Origin of the sequence: Actinacidiphila paucisporea (genome assembly GCF_900142575.1) — a bacterium.
Lineage (GTDB): Bacteria > Actinomycetota > Actinomycetes > Streptomycetales > Streptomycetaceae > Actinacidiphila > Actinacidiphila paucisporea.
Map to the genome: position 1 here is coordinate 40,529 of NZ_FRBI01000034.1, position 17,801 is coordinate 58,329.

Consider the following 17,801-nt stretch of genomic DNA (forward strand, 5'->3'; position numbering starts at 1 on the left):
TGGACCGGTGAGGGGCGGCGCGGCCCGGGTAGGGCGTTCTCCGTGGAGCCCGGATCGGCCGGGCTCGGCCGCCGGATGAGCTACATTTCTGGACTCCGATGTCCGGACGAATCCGGAGGGCGAGACGGGGAGAGCGGCGTACATGGGCGGAGCGGACTCACCGCAGAGCTGGTTCGTCAACCGGTTGCAGCGTCTGCGCACGTCCTCGGGGTCGCCCACCCAGGCGCAACTGCTGGCCTGCGACGAGGAGAAGGTCCTCTCCCGGTCGTCGCTGTCGGACCTGCTGGCGGGCAAGTTCACCAAGCCGCCCCCGTGGGAGCGGGTCGCGGCCTACGCGACCGCCTGCGTCCGCGCCGCGCACGCCGCCCGGATCGACGTCTCGCCCCAGGAGGAGATCGCGCGGCTGCGCGGCGACCACGCCACCCTCACCGATCTGCTGGAGGCCGCGTCCAGGGACGCCCGGGACGTCCGCACTCCGGCGCCACGTCCCGAGCGCTCGCGACCCCGCCCGGCGACGTACCGGCTGCCGCCGCGCAACACCCACTTCACCGGTCGCGACGCCGCGTTGCGCGAGTTGCGGCAGCGCCTCACCTCGGGCGGCGACGGCGCGATGCAGGCCGTGCACGGGCTGGGCGGCGTCGGCAAGACGCAGCTCGCGGTGGAGTACGCCTACCTCTACCGGTCGGAATACCGGTACGTGGTGTTCGTGGACGCCGAGGATCCCGATCTGGTGGCGTCGCAGTTCGCGTCGCTGGCCAGGGAGCTGGGACTGGCGGAGGTGAGTTCCGAGCAGGTCGTCTCGCAGGTGTACGGCCGATTACTGGACCACACGCCCTGGCTGGTCATCTTCGACAACGGGGAGCGGCCCGGCATGCTCCGCGACGCGCTGCCGACGGGTGACCTGGGGACCGGCGGCCACATCATCGTCACGACCAGGCGCCGTGGCTGGTCGAGCAGGGCCGGCGTCATCGACCTGGAGGTGTTCACCCGCCGGGAGGCGGTGGGACTGCTGGCCCGGCGGGTGCGCGGCATGACCACAGCGGTGGCCGACCGGATCGCCGAGCAGTTGGGGGACCTGCCGCTGGCGCTGGAGCAGGCGGCCGGGTACATGGACTACAACCGCACCGGACCCGAGGACTACCTGGCTCTGCTGTCCTCGCGGCTGGAGGACATGATCGCGCTCGGCGAGCTGGCGGACCGGCCGGCGGTGGTGGTCGCGACCCTGTGGCAGCTCAGCGTGCGCAAGCTGGAGGTCGAGCGGCCGCAAGCCAGGCAGCTGCTGGAGCAGTGTGCCCTGCTGGCGCCGGAGCCGATCCCATTGGACCTGTTCACCGGCAGTACCGAAACCCTGAACGCGGCCGCGGCCGACCCGGTGGCTTGGGACACGACGGTCGGTGCGCTGGCCGGTCTGGGGCTCGCCAGGCGCGAAGCCTCCTCCCTGGTGCTGCACCGGCTGGTGCAGGCCGCCGTCCGCGCCGCGATGCCGGCCGACGTACGCAGCGACGCCCGGGTGCGGCTGTGCCGGGCGCTGCTCGCGGCGGTGCCGCACGACATCCACGGTGACCCGGACGCGCGGTCGCGATGGCAGCGACTGCTCCCGCACGCAGTCGTGGTGACCAAGGACGAGCCGCCGTCCGAGTGCGCCGCGGAGACCGCGGAACTGCTGAGGCTGGCCTCGGAGTTCCTCCTGTCGATCGGGGACCACTCGGTGGCGCTGCCCCTGTGCGAGCGTGCCGTCGCGATCGACGAGTCGCTCGACCACAGGGAGGCGGAACTCGGCTTCGACCTGATCACCCTGGCGCAGATCCACCGGGACCGCGGCGCTCCGGAGCGGGCGGGTCCGACGGCGGAACGAGCGCTGCGCCTGCACGAGTCCTGCCTGCCGGCGGACAGTCCCGCCATCGCGACGGACCTGGCCACCCTGGCGCGCATCCGGCACATTCTCGGCGATCACCGGACGGCGGTGCTCTTGGCCGAGCGCGCGCTGCGGATCGACGAGGCGGCGTACGGGCCGGACGACCCGTACGTCAGCTTCGACCTGATCGCACTGGCGGGCGTCCACGTCGCCCTGGGCGACCACGCCGTGGCCATGCCGCTGATCTCCCGGGCGCTACGCATCCGCGAGGCCAGCTACGCACCGGACCACCTTTACATCGGATACGCCCTGCTGCTCAAGGCCCGTGCTCTGCATGCGCTGAACGACCCCGCCGCAGCGGGCCTCGCACGCAGGGGCGCGCAGATCCTGCACACGCGGCTGGGCAAGACCCACCCCCAGACCGCCGACGCCTTTTCCCTGGCCGACGTACTGGCGGGAACGGGCCCGAGATCGTGAACGCGGGCAGTGGCACGTGCATGGACGCGGTGGAACGCCGAGCGGAAGCTGACAGCGGACGCTACGCGGCCCTCCGCAACGGCCGGTCGGGCCGGCACATCGGGCAGGGTGCCGCGTCGTCGCGGTCGAGGACGATGCGGGCCTGCTCGGTGGTGGCCGGTCGGGTGAGGTCGCGGGTGGCGTGGCAGTCGCCGCGGTGGACGATGCGGGCCGGGCCGCGCTCGGGCCCGAAGTACACCTTCTCCTCGACCTTCCAGGCCGGGGTGACGCCGGGCCGTTCGGTGGGCACCTGATCGTAGGGCTGGCCGTCGATCGGTTCGCAGAGGGCGGCCGGGGCGCGGAAGTCGACTGCGGCGGGCAGGACCAGGAGCCGGCCGAGCTCGCTGCCCTGGCTGGGCAGGTGGATCTGGAGGTCGTACCACCACGATCCGTCGGGCTCCTGCCGGCGGGACTTCACCACGGCGAACAGGTGCTGCCCGTCCGGGAGCGCGACGTCGACCAGGGGCCCGTCGGCCTGCGGCAGGTCAGCCGGCTGCCTCTCGCCGTGCTCCTGGTCCTGGTCGTCGCTCACCCCTCCAACCTAGTTCGATTATCCGTTCGATTCTACGGGGGAACACCCCGCTCCGCCGCGGCGGCCGTGCCGTAACACGCACAGGGCCGCGCGGCTCTGGAGAGCGGTCGGCGCCGGGGGGCCTTCCCTGCCGTCACCGGCGATATCGGAACCGGCTGGTGCTACTTCGCGCGCAGCGGGGCGAGCGCCTCGCTCCAGGCGATCACCTGGTCGAGCGTGGCGTTCAGCGAGTCGACCTGGAACTCGGTGGGCTTGAACTCGCTGAAGTTGACGAAGTCGTGGAACAGCGAGAGCGCCACCTGGGCGCGAACGTCCGCCATCTGCAACTCTGCGGCGACCAGGCGCAGGTGCTCCACCGCGCGGGTGCCGCCCGCGGAGCCGTAGCTGACGAAGCCGACCGCCTTGTTGTTCCACTCCGCGTACAGGAAATCGATGGCGTTCTTCAGAGCGCCTGACGTCGAGTGGTTGTACTCGGGCGTCACCATGACGAAGCCGTCGAACGAGTCGATCTTGCGGGCCCATGCCTGGGTGTGCGGCTGGGAGTACTGGCCGAGTGACGGCGGAACGATCTCGTCGAGGTGGGGGAGCCGGTAGTCGAGCAGGTCAATCAGCTCGAACTCGGCGTCGTCCCGCCGTACGGCGATGTCGTTGACCCAGCGGGCCACGGCCTCGCCGTTGCGCCCGGGGCGGGTACTGCCGAGGATGATGCCGATCTTGGTCATGTCTGAGCCCTTCATGGCCTTCGGTTCGGGTCGGGGACCCGATGGATCTCCTTGCACTGTCAAGTGAACCCCGAAGAGATTGCTGCGTCAAGCAAATATCTTGTTGCTTGACGCAACAATCGACTACGATATGCGGATGGTGAAGAGTGACGATCGCGTGCAGCGGATGACTGCGACCGAGGAGGACTTCGTCCGGGCTCTGGGCCGGGTGCTCGTCGCGCTGCCGCGCGCGGTGGAGCAGGACATGGCAGCTGCCAGGCGGCTCCCGCTCAGTGAGTACACCGCACTGATGTACCTGTCCGAGGCGCCGCACCGGACCATGCGAATGAGCGAGCTGGCGGCGGTCTCGAACCTCTCGCTCAGCGGCATGAGCCGGATCGTCGGCCGCTTGGAGCAGCGGGGATTCGTCGAGCGCACCAAGTGCGACGAGGACGGGCGCGGCTGGAACGCCGTCCTCACGGAGGCCGGCCTCGACGCACTCGAGGACTCCTGGCCGATACACCTCGCCAGCGTCCGCAGACACGTCCTTGACCACATACCCGAGGAGGACCTCACCCGGCTCGCCGAGGTGATGAAGCGGATCGCCGACACGGCCTAGCCGCGGAGTTCGTCCCGGAATCGCGCCTCAGCGACTTCGGCAACGCGGCGGGGGCAGATGTTCGCTCACGCCGCCGACTCGCCCGGCACCGCTCGCGCCCGCGCCACCTCCCGCCCCCGCGCCACCCCCCGCCCCCGCGCGGACCCGGGAAAACGATCCAGCATCGCCCGCAGCGCGTCCGCCTCGACGTTCGCGCCGAAGGCCTCGCTTCCTGGTTCCAGCCGGACGCCGTCCGCGAGGACACCCGCCGGGACCGGGTCGAAGCCCAGCGCGTTGACGAGTGCGGCGACCGCAGTGACATCCGCCGGGCTGTCGCCCGCGAGTGCGATGGCCTTGCGGCCCGGGAGGCCGGCCGCGCGCGCCTCGTCCTCCAGGTCGTGGTAGCCCATGTGGTTGAACGCCTTCACCACCCGGGACTCCGCCAGGAACGCCCGCACCGTCTCACTGGAGGATGTGGCCGGGTCGATGAGGTCCTCGCGCGGACCGTCCACCTCCCACCAGAAGTTCATCGCGTCCACCACGAGCTTTCCGCGCAGCTCCTCGGTGGGGACCGTGCGGTACTTGCCGAGCGGCAGCGCGAGCACGACGATGTCCGCGCGCCGTGCCACGTCGGCGGAGGTCGTCGCCTCGGCGCCGGGGGTCAGCACCTCCGCGGTCAGCGCGATCCCTGCCGGGTCGCCCGAGCCCGCGACGAGTACGCGCAGGCCGGCCGCCAGTGCCAGCCGGGCCAGCACCGTGCCCAACTTGCCCGCGCCGAGTATGCCCAGGGTCGTCCCGGGCGCCGGCGCTGCGGCCGTGGGATCGTCGGTCGTGTCCATCGTCCTCACCTCTCCTCTTTCCGCCCGGCGGCTCTCAGCCGGCGAGCAGGTCGCGCACTCGGGGGATCACCCGTGACCCGTACAGCTCGACCGCGCGCAGGCGTGCCGATGCCGGTACGGTTCCGCTGCTGTAGATCATGTCGAACCGGCCGACGCCGAGCGTGCGGACGGCCTCCGCGATGCGGGCGGCGACCGTGTCGGGGGAGCCGACGTACATCGAGCCGTGCGCGATCTCGTTCTCGTACTCGGCGCGGCGGACCGGCGGCCAGCCGCGCAGCGCGCCGATCCGGTCGCGGATGACGCGGTAGTGCGGCCAGAACACCTCCCGCGCCTCCTCGTCGGTGTCCGCGACGAAGCCGGGCGAGTGCATGCCGACCGGGTGCGCGGTGGTGCCGAACTCGGCGGCCGCGCGCCGGTAGAGCTCGATCAGCGGCCGGAACCGGGCGGCGGGGCCTCCGATGACGGCGAGCATGAGCGGGAGCCCGTACCGGGCGGTGCGGATCACCGACTGCGGGGAGCCGCCGACGCCGACCCAGGTGGTCAGCCGGCCGGAGTCGGTCTTGGGGAAGACATCGGCGGCCTCCAGCGGCGGGCGGAGCGTGCCCTCCCAGGTGACGGGCTTCTCGTTCAGCAACTGCACGAAGAGGTCGAGTTTCTCCTCGAACAGCGCGTCGTAGTCGCGCAGGTCGTAGCCGAACAGCGGAAAGGACTCGGTGAACGAGCCGCGGCCGAGTATCACCTCGGCCCGCCCCCCGGACAGGGCGTCCACGGTGGCGAAGCGCTGGAAGACCCGCACGGGGTCGTCCGAGCTGAGCACCGTGACGCCGGAACCGAGGCGGATACGGGAGGTGCGGGTGGCGATGCCGGCGAGCACGGTCTCGGGGGTGGAGATCGCGTACTCGGGCCGGTGGTGCTCGCCGAGGGCCAGCGCGTCGACGCCGAGTTCGTCGGCGAGTACGGCCTCCTCGACGACGTGCCGGATCGCGGCGGCGTACGAGAGGGTGCGGCCCTCATCGTTCTGCGGCAGGTCGCCGAAGGTGTCGAGGCCGAAGAGCAGCTCAGTCATGGTGTCCGTCCAGGGGGACCGGGTGAGGGTGGGAGGCGGCGGCCCGCAACGGCAGCGGTACGGGCTCCGCCGCCAGCAGTTCGCGGACGCGTGGGGCCACTTCGCGGCCGAGCAGCTCGATCGTGCGGGCACGGGCGTCGCGCGGCAGGGCGACGATGTCGTACTTGAGGTCGAAGCGGCTCAGCCGCAGTTCGCGCGCGACGGCGGCGATCTTGCCGGCCACGGTCGCCGGCGAGCCCACGAACAGGGCGCCCTGGTCGAGTTCGGCCAGGTACCGGTCCTTGGTGGGCGGGTAGAAGCCACGCTCGGCGGCCAGGTTCGCCACCACCGGCTGCCAGTGGCGCCACCAGGTCTCCCGCGCCTCCTCGTCGGTCTCGGCGATCAGCCCGAGAGAGTGCTGCCCGACCGGCTGGGGCGCGTGCCCCGCCTCGGCGAGCGCCCGGTGGTAAAGCTCGACGTGGCCGGCGAAGCGCGCCGGGCGCCCGCCGATGATCGCGAGCATCAGCGGCAGGCCGTGGTGGCCCGCGCGAAGCACCGAGTCCGGGCTGCCGCCGACGCCGATCCAGGTAGGGATGCCGCCGCGCGGCATCCGCGGGCGCAGCCGCAGGCCGGTGAGCGGGGTGCGCACGGTGCCCGACCAGGTCACCGACTCCTCGCGCTGCAGCCGCAGGAAGAGGCCGAGTTTCTCCTCGAACAGCGTGTCGTAGTCCCGCAGGTCGTAGCCGAAGAGGGCGAAGGACTCGGTCGCCGAGGCGCGGCCGAGCACCAGTTGGGCCCGTCCGCCGGATACCGCGTCGAGCGTGGCGAACTCCTGGTAGAGCCGGACCGGGTCGTTGGTGCTCAGCACGGTGACGGAGGTGCCGAGGCGGATGCGCTCGGTGGCGGTCGCCATGGCGGCGAGCAGCACCGGCGGCGCGGAATCGGTGTGGTCGGGCCGGTAGTGCTCGCCGACGCTGAAGACGTCGAGGCCCGCGGCGTCGGCGAGCCGCGCCTCGTCGACGAGCAGTCGCAGCGTCTGCGCGTCGGTCAGCGTGCGGCCGGCGTCGGTGGCGACCTCACCGAAGCTGTTGAGGCCGAACTCGAACGGCGGTGCGGTCATCGTTCCCTCCTGTCGGCCGTGCCCTCGCGCGGTCGTGTGGTGCGAGTCCTCCACCTGGCGGCAGCCATGTGATTGACACGTCAATCATGATGATGCAGCGATATGATTGACGCGTCAAACAAAGAGGGGTGACCATGACGCACACCACAGGCGGCCGGCCCGGTCGCCGGCTGACCTCGTACGAGCTGGCCACCTGGCGGGGCTTCATCGAGACCGCGGAGCAGCTCAGGACGGTCCTCGGCGGAAGGCTGCGCGAGGACTCGGGGCTGTCGGAGGGTGACTACGGGGTGCTGCTCGCGCTCAGCGAGGCCGAAGGGCGCCGCATGCGCTCCTCCGCTCTCGCCACCCACATCGGCTGGGAGCGCAGCCGTCTCTCGCACCACCTCGGGCGGATGGAGCGGCGCGGGCTGGTCGCCCGCCGGGAGTGCGCGGAGGACAGCCGGGGGGCGGAGATCCTCGCCACCACCGAGGGCATGAGTGCCTTCCGCCGGGCGACCGTTCCCCACCTGCGTGCCGTCCGGGAACTCTTCCTCGACGCGCTCACCCCGGCCCAGCTCGACGCCGTGGCCGAGATCGTCGCGGCGCTCCGCGATCGCCTGCCGCCCGGCCCCTGAACGCGCCTCCGCCCGTCCGGCGGCGGTGCGAACGGCGTCGGGGGGCGGAGGGTGGGCGGCAGCCAGTGCGCCGACCTGCCGCCAGGTCGCCACGGGGCCGGTGACCGTGGAGGTCGGGCGGCTTCCGGGCGCCGTTCTCCGCCCAAGGGTGAGCGCCTCGGCGACCTCGCCGACCGTCGCGTCGGCAAGCGCGGTCGCGGCATCCTCCAGGGCGAGCAGCCGCGGGCGCCTTGCGGATTCAAACGGAGGAGTCCGGCCGGGCCGCCGGGCCGAGGTGCCGCCACTCCTCCTCCGAGGCGGCCAGCAGCGACGCGATCCGGTCCGCAGGCGGCAGCACGCCGTGATCGCCGGGCACCCGCAGGGCGGCACCCGCGGTCAGGTGGGCCAGGCGTAGCGCTCGCGGGAGCGCCTCGCGCCGGCGCAGTCCGGCCAGGAAGCCGGCGGCGAAGGCGTCGCCCGCGCCGACGGGTTCGACCACCTCGGTCCGCAGGGCTGTCACCGTGTGCGCGACGGCTCCGTCGAAGGCGGTGGCCGCGTGGGCACCGTCCTTGACCACGAGCAGGCGCGGGCCGGGCAGGAGGCTCCGTACGTCGTCCGGCGTGCCGATCCGGTCGCCCCACAGCGCCTGGGCCTCGTCGAGGCCGACGAAGACCAGATCGGCGCGGTCGGCGAGGGCTCCCAGCAGGTCGGGAGCGGAGCCGTCCGTCCACAGCGCGGGACGGTGGTTGACGTCGAAGCTCACCGGAACGGGACCGCGCAAGGCCTCCTCGACCAGTGCCAGGCAGGACGGTGACAGGGCGGCGGTGATGCCGGTCAGGTGCAGCAGCGCCGCGTCCCGCACGGCGTCGCTGCTCAGCAATCCGGGCCCGAGCGCCGAGGCGGCCGAGCCCCGGCGGTAGTAGTGGACGCGGGTCCCGGCCTCCCCGGGGTCCTTGACCAGCAGTCCGGTCGGCCGGGTCGGATCGACGCGGACCCCGGTCGTGTCGACCCCGGGCGCTGCCACCTCGGCCAGCACCCGCTGCCCGAAGGGGTCGTCGCCGAGTGCCGACACCCAGCGCACGGGTATGCCGTGGTCGGCGAGGTACATCGCCACGTTCGACTCCGCTCCGGCCACAGCGACCCGCAGTCCCGCTGTCGCCACGAGCGGGCCCACGGGATCGGGGACGAGCGCGGCCATGGTCTCGCCGACGCAGACGACCGGGCCTTCGGTGAGGGGGATCATCGTGCGGCTCGCCGCGGACCGGGAAAGCGGTGCCCGCGGCGGGCGGATGCGCCGCGCGCCCGGCCGGTCAGCGAGGACCACGCCGCGGCTCTCCCCGCCCCGTTCGGTTCCGCACGCCGCGCGTTGCTCGCCACCGACGGCCGCACCGCAGCCGTCGCCACGGCGAGCCCCGCCGCGTCCCCCGCGGTGCTCCCTCCCGCGCTCCGCCTGCCGCTCGCCACCGCGGGCCGTATCACGGGCCGGGCCTTCATCGGGCCTCCCGTCCCTGGCCGGCGTCCCGTACCACCGCAAGGAACTCACGGGCCCTCACCCGTAGCGCGTCCAGGCTGCCGCCGTCGGCCGCGTCTGCGAGCAGGGGGGATCCGACGCCGACGGCGGTGGCGCCGGCGGCGAGGTAGGCCCGGGCGGCGGGGGCGTCCACACCGCCGACCGGGACAAAGGGAACGTCGGGGAAGGGACCGCGCAGGGCGCGGAGGTAGCCGGGGCCGCCGGCCTGCTCCGCGGGGAAGATCTTCAGCGCTTCGGCACCCGTCCTGCGGGCGGTCACGATGTCGGTGGGCGTCATCACCCCGGCGAGTACCGGCATGCCCAACTCGCGGGCTGCGGTGACCCCTTCGCCCAGCCCGGGGGTCACCACGAAGTCGGCTCCGGCGGCCTGGGCGGCGCGGGCGTCGCCGGCGGTGAGCACCGTGCCCGCACCGAGTGGAGCGGCGGGCCCGAGGGCGGCGCGGGTCCGGGCGATGACGTCGAGCGCCCCCGCCCCGCTGAGCGAGATCTCCACCAGAGCCACACCCTCCTCTGTCAGGGCCATCACCGTCCGGTGTGCGGCGTCGGGATCGGTGCCGCGGACGATCGCGACGAGCCGGTGGGTGCGCAACGCGGTCAGTAGGTCCACGTGCGGGCTCCTTTCCTCTGCTGAGCCGGGCGGTCGGCCCGGCGGGAGACGGGGCGGGGCGGGAGGGGCGGTTCCGGCGAGCGGCCGGGCCCGGAGGGCCGGGGGCTGACGTTCGGGCGCCCGAAGGCGGCAGGGAGCCGCGGGGACGGATCGGGGGAGCGGTCTGCCGCCGCCACCGGAGTTGGCCTCGGTGCGCCGGGTTGGGCCCGCTTCCTCCGGCGCCGGGCGAGCCCGCGCGGGCGGTCCCCGTCCTGCGCGCGCGCACCGCACTGACGGCCCGTCAGCGACATGGCGTGATCATCAGCCGCCAACGGACCTCCCCCGACGCGGGCACGCGCGCGGCGTCCCGTTCCCCCGACGCGGCCAGGTCGAAGGCCCGGCCGAGCATCGGCTCGACGCCGATCGAGCGGTACGGGGCGTCCTCCGGGAAGCCCCGCAGGTTGCGCCACACGGCGACGGAGACCGGCTGGTCCGGCGCTTCGAGGGCGAACTCCAGCCCGTCCGGTGCGTCGTGGACGGTCGCCCGCGCGGTGTCGACGATCGCCCCCAGCGCCGTGCCGTCGTCCGGGCCGAGCAGATCGAAGCGGAGGTCCGGTGCCACCGGGGCCGGGGACACGGCGGACGCCCCGGGACGGTGCGCGGCGGTGACGGTGTCGGGGGCCCCCACCCGGGGCCAGGCGAACGCCTCCCAGCCGGAGCCGCCGTCGCGGTAGAGCCGTGCCGGCGCACCTTCGCTCAGAACGATCCGCCCGTGTTCGGAGACGTCGAGCAGGGCGTGGCCCGCCCACAGGAAGCGGTAGCCGGGTTCGGCCCGCAGACGGTAGTCGGCGACGACACCGCCGTCCGCCGCCGCGATGGTACGGGTGAGGTGGAAGTCGGGGCACCGCACGGACGCGGTGTCGCCGTCCCGCGTCCACGGCCGGGACCAGGCGTCGCCGTGGTCCGGGCGGCCGCGCACCGTGGGGACGCACTCCTCCAGGCCGCCCGCGTCGGCGAAGGCGTCACCCGGCCGTACCCGCAGGCGGCGCGGTTCGTCGCGGTGCCAGAGCCACTCCCTCGCCCCGGACGACAGCGATGTCCAACGCCCGCCGTGCGCGGGGTCGGTGGCCACCCGCAGGACCGGCGCTCCGGTCACCATTCGGCGAACGACCCGTCGGCGTGCCGCCATACGGGGTTGCGCCAGGCGTGCCCGGCGCGGTCGGCGGCTCGGACCGCGCTCTCGTCGACGGTGACGCCGAGTCCCGGCAGGGTGGTGCGCCGGGCGTGGCCGTCGGTGAAGCGGAAGGGCTCGGTGTCGAGGAGGTAGGACAGCAAGTCGGCGTCCTTGTTGTAGTGGATGCCGAGGCTCTGCTCCTGGATGAGGAAGTTAGGTGTGCAGAAGGCGACTTGGAGGCTGGCGGCGAGCGAGATGGGGCCGAGCGGGCAGTGCGGCGCCAGTTGCGCGCCGAAGGTCTCGGCGAGCGCGGCGATCCGGGTCACCTCGGTGATGCCGCCTGCGTGCGAGAGGTCGGGCTGGGCGACGGCTATGCCGGCGCTGAGGACGGGGAGGAACTCGGCCCGGCCGTAGAGGCGTTCGCCGGTGGCGAGCGGAACGGGCGTGGACGCGGCCAGGGACGCGGTGAGGTGGCCGTGTTCCGGCAGCAGCGGCTCCTCGACGAACAGCGGGTGCAGCGGGGCGATCTCGTGCAGGATCCGGCGGGCGCCGGCCGGGGTGAAGCGGCCGTGGAAGTCGACGGCGACATCGCGGTGGGGGCCGAGCGCCTCGCGGGCGGCGGCCACCCGCTCCACGACGGCGGCGGTGCCCGCCGGGGTGGTGAGCGGGTCGCTGCGGCCCGCGGCGTTCATCTTGACCGCGGTGAAGCCGGCGTCGATCTGGGCGTTGATGTCGTCGGTGAGCCGGGCCGGTTCGTCGCCCCCGACCCAGGCGTAGACACGGACCGTGTCGCGGACCGCGCCGCCGAGCAGGGCGTGCACGGGGGCGCCGTAGGCCTTGCCCGCGATGTCCCACAGCGCGTGGTCGAGTCCGGCGACGGCGCTGGAGAGCACCGGGCCGCCGCGGTAGAAGCCTCCCTTGGTGAGCACCTGCCAGTGGTCCTGGATGCGCAACGGGTCCTGCCCGATGAGCTGTTCGGCGAGTACGGCGACGGCGGCGCGCACCACTTCGGCGCGGCCCTCGACCACGGGCTCGCCCCAGCCGACCAGTCCCTCGTCGGTCTCGACCCGGCAGAACAGCCAGCGGGGTGCCACGAGGAAGGTCTCGACGCGAACGATCTTCACCGGGCGTCCTCCGCCCCGGAGTCGGCACCGTGCACCAGGTCCAGGTCGCGTACCGCCTGGTCCAGCAGGGCTCTCATGGCGGCCTCGGCGGCGTCCGGGTCCCGGTCGCGCACCGCGTTGAGGACGGCGCGGTGGCTGGGCACCGGGTCCGTGCCGTGCGGTGAGCTGTGGACGATCTGGTCGCGGTGGGCGAGTCCCGATTCGATGACCATCTCCATGCGTTCGAGCAGCTCGTTGTGGGTGGCGGCGAGCAGGGCGCGGTGGAAGGCCAGGTCGGCCTCGACGGCGTGGGCCGCACCGCCGTCCTGGTGGGCCATCGCGGCGAGTGCCGCGTCGAGGGCGGTCAGGTCGTCGTCGGTGCGGCGTACGGCGGCGAGCCGGATCGCGGCCGACTCGACGATGCCGCGGACCTCGCCGAGGTTGCGCAGCAGCGACAGGTCGGCGCCGGCCGCGGTACCGCCGGCGAACTGCCAGCGCAGCACGTCCGCGTCGAGCAGGTTCCAGTCGGCCCGGGCGCGGACGAAGGTGCCGCGCTTCTGCCGCGCGTCGACCATGCCCTTGGCCGCGAGGACCTTCAGGGACTCCCGCAGGGCCGTCAGACTGACGTCCAACTCCGCCTGCAACGCCACGAGATCGAGTGTCGCGCCCTCCGGGATCTCACCGCTGAGCACCCGGCGCGCGAGGGCCTCCACGGTCTGGCCGTGCACTCCGCGGCGCGCGTATGGCGTCATGTCGTTCTGCCTTTCTCCAGGGTGGTGTGTCGGTCGGGCGGCGTACGGTCAGGCGGAGCCCTTGACGACGCTCCAGCCACCGTCCACCAGCAAGCTCGATCCGGTGACGTACGACGCGTCGGACGAGGCCAGGAAGGCGATCGCGGCGGCCGCCTCCTCAGGCCTGCCGAAACGGCCGGCGGCTGTCTCGGCGACGCTCCTGTCCCGGTCCTCCTGGGATACGCGGTCCCAGGCGGCGGTGAGGATGGGGCCGGGGAGCACGGCGTTGACGCGTACCTCGGGGCCGTACTCGACGGCCAGCTGGCCGGACAGCGAGAGCAGCGCGCCCTTGGCGGCGGCGTAGGCGGGGTGGCCGGGGATGCCCTTGTGGGCGTGCACGGAGGAGATCAGCACGACGGCGCCGCGGCGCTCCCGCAGATCGGGCAGCAGCGCTCTGACGCCGAGGAAGCCGCCGGTGAGATTGACCGCCAGTTGCCGCTCCCAGGAGGCGAGGCTCGTCTCGTGCGCGGGGGAGACGTCGACGGTGAAGGCGTTGCTCACCAGGACGTCCACCGGCCCGAAGGTGTGAGCGGCGGTGACGAGGCGGTCCCAGTCCTCCGGCGAGGACACGTCCGCCGGCACGAACTGCGCGGTGCCGCCCCGCTCACGGATGTCGGCGGCGACGTCCCGTCCCGCGTCCGCGGCGATGTCCGCGAGGACCACCCTGGCGCCCTCGGCCGCGAGGCGGCGGGCGGTGGCGGCGCCGATACCGGCGGCCGCGCCGGTGACGACGGCCACCTGCCCGGCGAATCGGGCTGCGGTGACGTTCATGGGGCGGGTCGGCTCCTCTGCGTTCGGGTGTGTCGGCGACGGTGGTGACGGGCGGCGGACGGGGTCGGGGGCTGCCGTGCCCGGCGGGTTCATTGCCGCACCAGGGTGACCAGTTCGGCGTCGTGGTCGGCGGTCCAGGCCAGCGGCAGGCCGTAGTGGAGCAGGTGGGCGCCGCTGTACTCGGTGCCGGTCGCGGTGTCCCGGTAGCGGGCACCGGGGTCGAGGCCGCGCAGCCGCAGCCGTACGGCGCGGCCGGGGACGAGAGGCGCGCCGTCGAGCCGGCCGGTGCTCCAGGCGGCGACGACGGTGCGGTCGCCGCCGGGGGCGTCGTACTGCACTCCGCAGCCCGCGTCGGCGGGCGTGCCGAGCAGCCGGGCCTCGCCGTGGTGGATCACGTCGCGTTCCTGCTTGTAGCGGGCGACCCAGCCGGTGGCCTCGGCCCGCTGCTCGGCGGTCCAGTGCCGCAGGTCGGCGCCGATACCGAGGACGCCGGCCGCGGCGAGCACGAAGCGGAAGGCGAGCGAGCGGGGCCGCGGGTCGAAGACGCCGGGGGCGTCGGTGACCCAACTGCTCATGGTGTGCGGGGCGTGGGCGTGCAGATAGCCGTACTGGATCGCGAGCCGGTCCAGCGGGGCGGTGTTGTCGCTGGACCACACGACGTCGGTACGGGCCAGCGTGGCGTGTTCGATCCGCCCGCCGCCGCCCGCGCAGCCCTCGACGGTGACCTGGGGGTGCCGGTCCCGGAGGTGGTCGAGGACTCTCAGGTAGCCGGCCACGTGGGCGGCGTCGAGGTCCAGTTCCCCCGCGGGGCCGGCGCCGGGGCGGCCGCGCTCGGTGGGCGGGCGGTTCATGTCCCACTTGAGGTAGCTGATGTCGTGGCCGGTGAGCAGCCGGTCCAGGGTGCCGATGACGAACTCCTGGACGTCGTTGCGGCCGAGGTCGAGCAGCAGCTGCTCGCGGACCAGTGTCGCCGGGCGGCCCTCGATCCGGTAGACCCAGTCGGGATGTTCGGCGTACAGGCGGGAAGCCGGGCTGATCGCCTCGGGCTCGACCCACAGGCCGAACTCCAGCCCGGTGGCTCGGATCTTCCCGATGAAGTCGTCGAAGCCGGCGGGGAAGGCGGCGGGATCGGGCCGCCAGTCGCCGAGGCCGCCCTTCTCGTCGTGGCGGCCGGTGAACCAGCCGTCGTCCACGACGAAGAGTTCGACGCCCAGTCCGGCGGCGATCACCGCGAGTTCGAGCTGCGCGTCGGCCTCGACACCGAAGCCGGTGGCCTCCCAGGAGTTGTAGAGGACCTTGCGGGTACGGTGCAGCCGCTCGCCGGCCAGCCGCCTTTCGTAGCGGTGCCAGACGCGGGACAGTCCGTCGAGTCCCTCGGGGCTGAACGCGCAGGCCAGCCGGGGGGTGTCGAGGCTGCCACCGGGCTGCAGCACGACCGCTCCCTCGTGGGGTACGCGTCCGGCCCTGACCCGGACCGCGCCGCCCGGTTCGGCGTCCGCGGTGATGTGCCAGTTGCCGGACCACTCCAGGGCGACGCCGTAGGCGGGTCCGTCGGCGTCGGCGGCGTCCTGCACGGCGAGCCAGGGGGCGTAGGCGTGGCCCGGCGCACCCTGGGTGGAGGCCATCTCGAAGCGGCCTCGCGTCAGGTCGAGTTGATGGCGGCCGAACTCCTGCGACCACTGTCCGGCGAGATAGGTGAGCCGGGCGCCGCCCTGGACGGGCACGGTGACGCCGGCCGAGTCGAGGCGTTCCAGGTGCAGCGGCTCGGTGCCCGCGTTGTGCAGCTCGGTCCAGCGCAGCAGCACGTCGGTGCCGGGCACCGTCGCGTACCGGAGCGTGGTGCGGAGCCCGGTCGGCCGGTCGGTGAACTCCAGCCGCAGGGCGATGCCTTCGTCGTAGTGCGCGCCGGTGAAGGCCCACCACAGGCCGCGTTCGCCGCCGGGGCGGCGGACGGTGAGGTCGGCTCCGGTGAACGGCCGCAGCCCGTAGGGGATGTACTCGGCGGGAGCGGCGTCGGCGGGCGTGATGAAGTGCGTGCGCCGGGACCGGTCCAGGGGGGAAGGACCGGTCTCGGCGCCGTGCGGGCCCCACGCGGCGAGTTCCGCCCAGCGGCCCTCGCCCCCCAGTCGCACCGCGTACACGGTGTGCTCGGTACGCAGCAGCCAGGGACCGGCCGGGTCCTGCGGTCGGACGGTGGTCACTTGACGGCTCCCAGGTTGAGTCCGGCCACGAAGTGCCGCTGGAACCGGAGGAAGACGAGGACGGTCGGGGCCGCGGCGATCACCGATCCGGCCGCGATGACGTTCCACTGGGAGACGTACTGCCCCTGCAGGCTCAGCAGGGACGCGGTGATGGGCATCTTGTCCTCGGAGCGCAGGACCGTGATCGCCCAGAGCAGGTCGTTGAAGATCCAGGTGAAGGCCAGCGCGGTCAGCGCGGCCAGTGCGGGCCGGGCCAGCGGCATGACGACGCGGGTGTAGATCTGCCAGGGTCCGGCGCCGTCGATCACGGCCGCCTGCTGGATCTCCGGCGGGATGGCGCGCATGAAGCCGTGCAGCACGAAGACGTAGAAGCCGACGCCGAAGCCGATCTGGACGCCGATCAGCGTACAGCGAGTCGTAGATGCCGAGTTTCTCGCTGAGCTTGTCGACCGGGATCAGCAGGATCTGCGGGGGCAGCAGGTTGCCGCTGAGCATGAGCAGCAGCAGGGCCCGCCGGAAGGGCATGTCGTACCGGCTCAGCGCGAACGCGGCCATGGAGGCCAGCAGCAGGGACAGCAGGACCGTCGGGATGCTGACGAGCAGGCTGTTGATCAGGGCCTGCTGCTGGCCGCCGTCCACCCAGGCCTGCCGGAAGCCGCCGAGGGTGAAGGAGTGCGGCATGCTGCCCAGGCCGTGCGAGGCGATGTCGTCGAAGGACCGGGTCGCGGTGATCAGGACGACGGCGATCGGCACGAGCCACAGGACGGACACCAGCCCGGCGCCGGTGTGGAAGGCGACGGTTCCCCACAGGGGGCGCGCGGGCCTCGGGGACCGGCGTGCGGCCGGCGGCGCGTCCTGGCCCGCGGCGGTGTCGGGGGTGGTGCCGGTGACGCTCATCAGTCGGCCTCCTTGAACGCCCGGACCAGGTAGGAGGCGATGACGCCGAAGGCCAGCACGAAGATGACGACGGCGAGCGCGGAGCCGTAGCCGAGCCGGAGGGACTGGAAGGCGGTGGAGTACATGTAGGTGCTGAGCAGTTCCGAGGAGTGGTAAGGGCCGCCGTGGGTGAGTGCCCACACGACGTCGAAGGAGCGCAGGCTGTCGATGATGATCACCGAAAGGACGACGGCGTTGACGCTGCGCAGCTGCGGCAGGGTGATGTGCCGGAACTGCTGCCACATTGTGGCGCCGTCGACCTTCGCGGCCTCGTACAGCGCCGGATCGATGCCCTTGAGGCCGGCCAGGTAGAGCACCATGACGTAGCCGACCTGGCGCCACAGCGCGGGCACGATGACCGCGTAGAGCGCGGTGTCCTGGTCGGCGAGCCACGGGTGGGTGAGACTGCCGAGTCCGAGCCCCGACATGGTCTTGTTGATCAGCCCGTCGGGCTGGTACATCGCCTGCCAGACCAATGCGGTGGCGGTGAGCGAGAAGACCACCGGCAGGAACAGCGCGGCCCGGTAGAAGCCGACCCCGCGGCGCTCCTGCTGCAGCAGCAGGGCGGCGCCGAGGCCCAGGAGAGCCGACAGCCCGCCGAACAGCGCCAGCCACAGCACGGTGTCGAGCATCGCGGTGTGGAAGACCGTGTCGTGGATCATCTCCCGGTAGTTGCCCAGGCCGATGAACTGCGGCGCCGAGACGCCGTCCCACTTGGTCAGCGAGAGGTAGAAGCCCTGCAGGGCGGGCCAGAAGACGAAGAAGCCCTCGGCGAGCAGCGGCAGCAGGACGAAGGCCAGTACCGCCGGAGGGACCCGGGTGGCCCGCCTGCCACTGCCGCGTGTCGTGCGCCCGCCTCGGCCGGCGCCCTGCGTGGCGCGCCGGCCCGCGGCGGTGAGTACCGCCATG

General features: G+C 73.1%; 18 protein-coding genes. 4 read left to right on the forward strand and 14 right to left on the reverse strand.

Going from position 1 to position 17,801, the window contains the following annotated elements; all coding sequences use genetic code 11:
- Positions 1–142 precede the first annotated feature (142 nt).
- A complete protein-coding gene (fxsT, locus tag BUE44_RS31890; protein ID WP_073502505.1) occupies positions 143–2,332 on the forward strand; it encodes an FxSxx-COOH system tetratricopeptide repeat protein in 2,190 nt (729 codons plus the stop codon).
- 61 nt (positions 2,333–2,393) lie between these two features.
- On the opposite strand, the gene BUE44_RS31895 is transcribed toward fxsT, so the two are convergent.
- Together BUE44_RS31895 and BUE44_RS31900 are read right to left on the reverse strand one after the other, a co-directional pair.
- Positions 2,394–2,903 (reverse strand): DUF6233 domain-containing protein, encoded by a 510-nt coding sequence (locus tag BUE44_RS31895; RefSeq protein WP_073502506.1) that lies wholly within the window; start codon positions 2,901–2,903, stop codon positions 2,394–2,396.
- Between the two features lie 161 nt (positions 2,904–3,064).
- Positions 3,065–3,625 carry an NADPH-dependent FMN reductase gene (locus BUE44_RS31900; protein WP_073502525.1) on the reverse strand — a complete coding sequence of 187 codons (561 nt, stop codon included), beginning with the start codon at positions 3,623–3,625 and terminating at the stop codon, positions 3,065–3,067.
- A 136-nt stretch (positions 3,626–3,761) separates the two neighbouring features.
- Here BUE44_RS31900 and BUE44_RS31905 point away from each other — a divergent pair, with 136 nt between their 5' ends.
- On the forward strand, positions 3,762–4,223 hold the full coding sequence (locus BUE44_RS31905; RefSeq protein ID WP_073502526.1) for a MarR family winged helix-turn-helix transcriptional regulator: 462 nt from the start codon (positions 3,762–3,764) through the stop codon (positions 4,221–4,223).
- Between the two features lie 65 nt (positions 4,224–4,288).
- Here BUE44_RS31905 and BUE44_RS31910 read toward each other — a convergent pair whose 3' ends face one another.
- The 3 genes from BUE44_RS31910 to BUE44_RS31920 are packed head-to-tail and all read right to left on the reverse strand — an operon-like array spanning position 4,289 to position 7,206.
- A complete protein-coding gene (locus BUE44_RS31910; RefSeq protein ID WP_073502507.1) occupies positions 4,289–5,041 on the reverse strand; it encodes an NADPH-dependent F420 reductase in 753 nt (250 codons plus the stop codon).
- A 34-nt stretch (positions 5,042–5,075) separates the two neighbouring features.
- Positions 5,076–6,107: an LLM class flavin-dependent oxidoreductase gene (locus BUE44_RS31915; protein WP_073502508.1), complete on the reverse strand. Its 1,032-nt coding sequence runs from the start codon at positions 6,105–6,107 to the stop codon at positions 5,076–5,078.
- On the reverse strand, positions 6,100–7,206 hold the full coding sequence (locus BUE44_RS31920; RefSeq protein ID WP_073502509.1) for an LLM class flavin-dependent oxidoreductase: 1,107 nt from the start codon (positions 7,204–7,206) through the stop codon (positions 6,100–6,102). Before BUE44_RS31920 ends, BUE44_RS31915 begins: the two co-directional genes overlap by 8 nt.
- 134 nt (positions 7,207–7,340) lie before the next feature.
- Here BUE44_RS31920 and BUE44_RS31925 point away from each other — a divergent pair, with 134 nt between their 5' ends.
- Positions 7,341–7,820: a MarR family winged helix-turn-helix transcriptional regulator gene (locus BUE44_RS31925; RefSeq protein WP_073502510.1), complete on the forward strand. Its 480-nt coding sequence runs from the start codon at positions 7,341–7,343 to the stop codon at positions 7,818–7,820.
- A gap of 238 nt (positions 7,821–8,058) precedes the next feature.
- Here the strand turns inward: BUE44_RS31925 and BUE44_RS31930 are convergent, their stop codons facing one another.
- From BUE44_RS31930 to BUE44_RS39005, 8 genes are all read right to left on the reverse strand, one after another.
- Positions 8,059–9,042 carry a sugar kinase gene (locus tag BUE44_RS31930; protein ID WP_073502511.1) on the reverse strand — a complete coding sequence of 328 codons (984 nt, stop codon included), beginning with the start codon at positions 9,040–9,042 and terminating at the stop codon, positions 8,059–8,061.
- 247 nt (positions 9,043–9,289) lie between these two features.
- Entirely contained in the window at positions 9,290–9,937 is a 648-nt protein-coding gene (locus tag BUE44_RS31935) for a bifunctional 4-hydroxy-2-oxoglutarate aldolase/2-dehydro-3-deoxy-phosphogluconate aldolase (RefSeq protein ID WP_073502512.1), read from the reverse strand.
- A gap of 280 nt (positions 9,938–10,217) precedes the next feature.
- On the reverse strand, positions 10,218–11,075 hold the full coding sequence (locus tag BUE44_RS31940) for a hypothetical protein (RefSeq protein ID WP_073502513.1): 858 nt from the start codon (positions 11,073–11,075) through the stop codon (positions 10,218–10,220).
- Positions 11,069–12,214, reverse strand: a complete 1,146-nt coding sequence (dgoD, locus tag BUE44_RS31945) for a galactonate dehydratase (RefSeq protein WP_073502514.1) — start codon at positions 12,212–12,214, stop codon at positions 11,069–11,071. Before dgoD ends, BUE44_RS31940 begins: the two co-directional genes overlap by 7 nt.
- Positions 12,211–12,945: a FadR/GntR family transcriptional regulator gene (locus tag BUE44_RS31950; protein WP_073502515.1), complete on the reverse strand. Its 735-nt coding sequence runs from the start codon at positions 12,943–12,945 to the stop codon at positions 12,211–12,213. Before BUE44_RS31950 ends, dgoD begins: the two co-directional genes overlap by 4 nt.
- Before the next feature lie 48 nt (positions 12,946–12,993).
- Positions 12,994–13,755: an SDR family NAD(P)-dependent oxidoreductase gene (locus BUE44_RS31955; RefSeq protein WP_073502516.1), complete on the reverse strand. Its 762-nt coding sequence runs from the start codon at positions 13,753–13,755 to the stop codon at positions 12,994–12,996.
- Between the two features lie 89 nt (positions 13,756–13,844).
- The gene (locus BUE44_RS31960) at positions 13,845–15,956 is read right to left on the reverse strand and encodes an alpha-galactosidase (RefSeq protein WP_073502517.1); all 2,112 of its coding nucleotides are present in this window, start codon (positions 15,954–15,956) and stop codon (positions 13,845–13,847) included.
- Positions 15,953–16,315: a carbohydrate ABC transporter permease gene (locus BUE44_RS39005; protein ID WP_235002669.1), complete on the reverse strand. Its 363-nt coding sequence runs from the start codon at positions 16,313–16,315 to the stop codon at positions 15,953–15,955. Before BUE44_RS39005 ends, BUE44_RS31960 begins: the two co-directional genes overlap by 4 nt.
- A 134-nt stretch (positions 16,316–16,449) precedes the next feature.
- Between BUE44_RS39005 and BUE44_RS39010 the strand changes: the two genes are divergently transcribed.
- On the forward strand, positions 16,450–16,869 hold the full coding sequence (locus BUE44_RS39010) for a hypothetical protein (RefSeq protein WP_235002671.1): 420 nt from the start codon (positions 16,450–16,452) through the stop codon (positions 16,867–16,869).
- On the opposite strand, the gene BUE44_RS31970 is transcribed toward BUE44_RS39010, so the two are convergent.
- Entirely contained in the window at positions 16,853–17,800 is a 948-nt protein-coding gene (locus BUE44_RS31970) for a carbohydrate ABC transporter permease (protein WP_073502518.1), read from the reverse strand. The genes BUE44_RS39010 and BUE44_RS31970 overlap by 17 nt on opposite strands.
- Position 17,801: the final 1 nt, after the last annotated feature.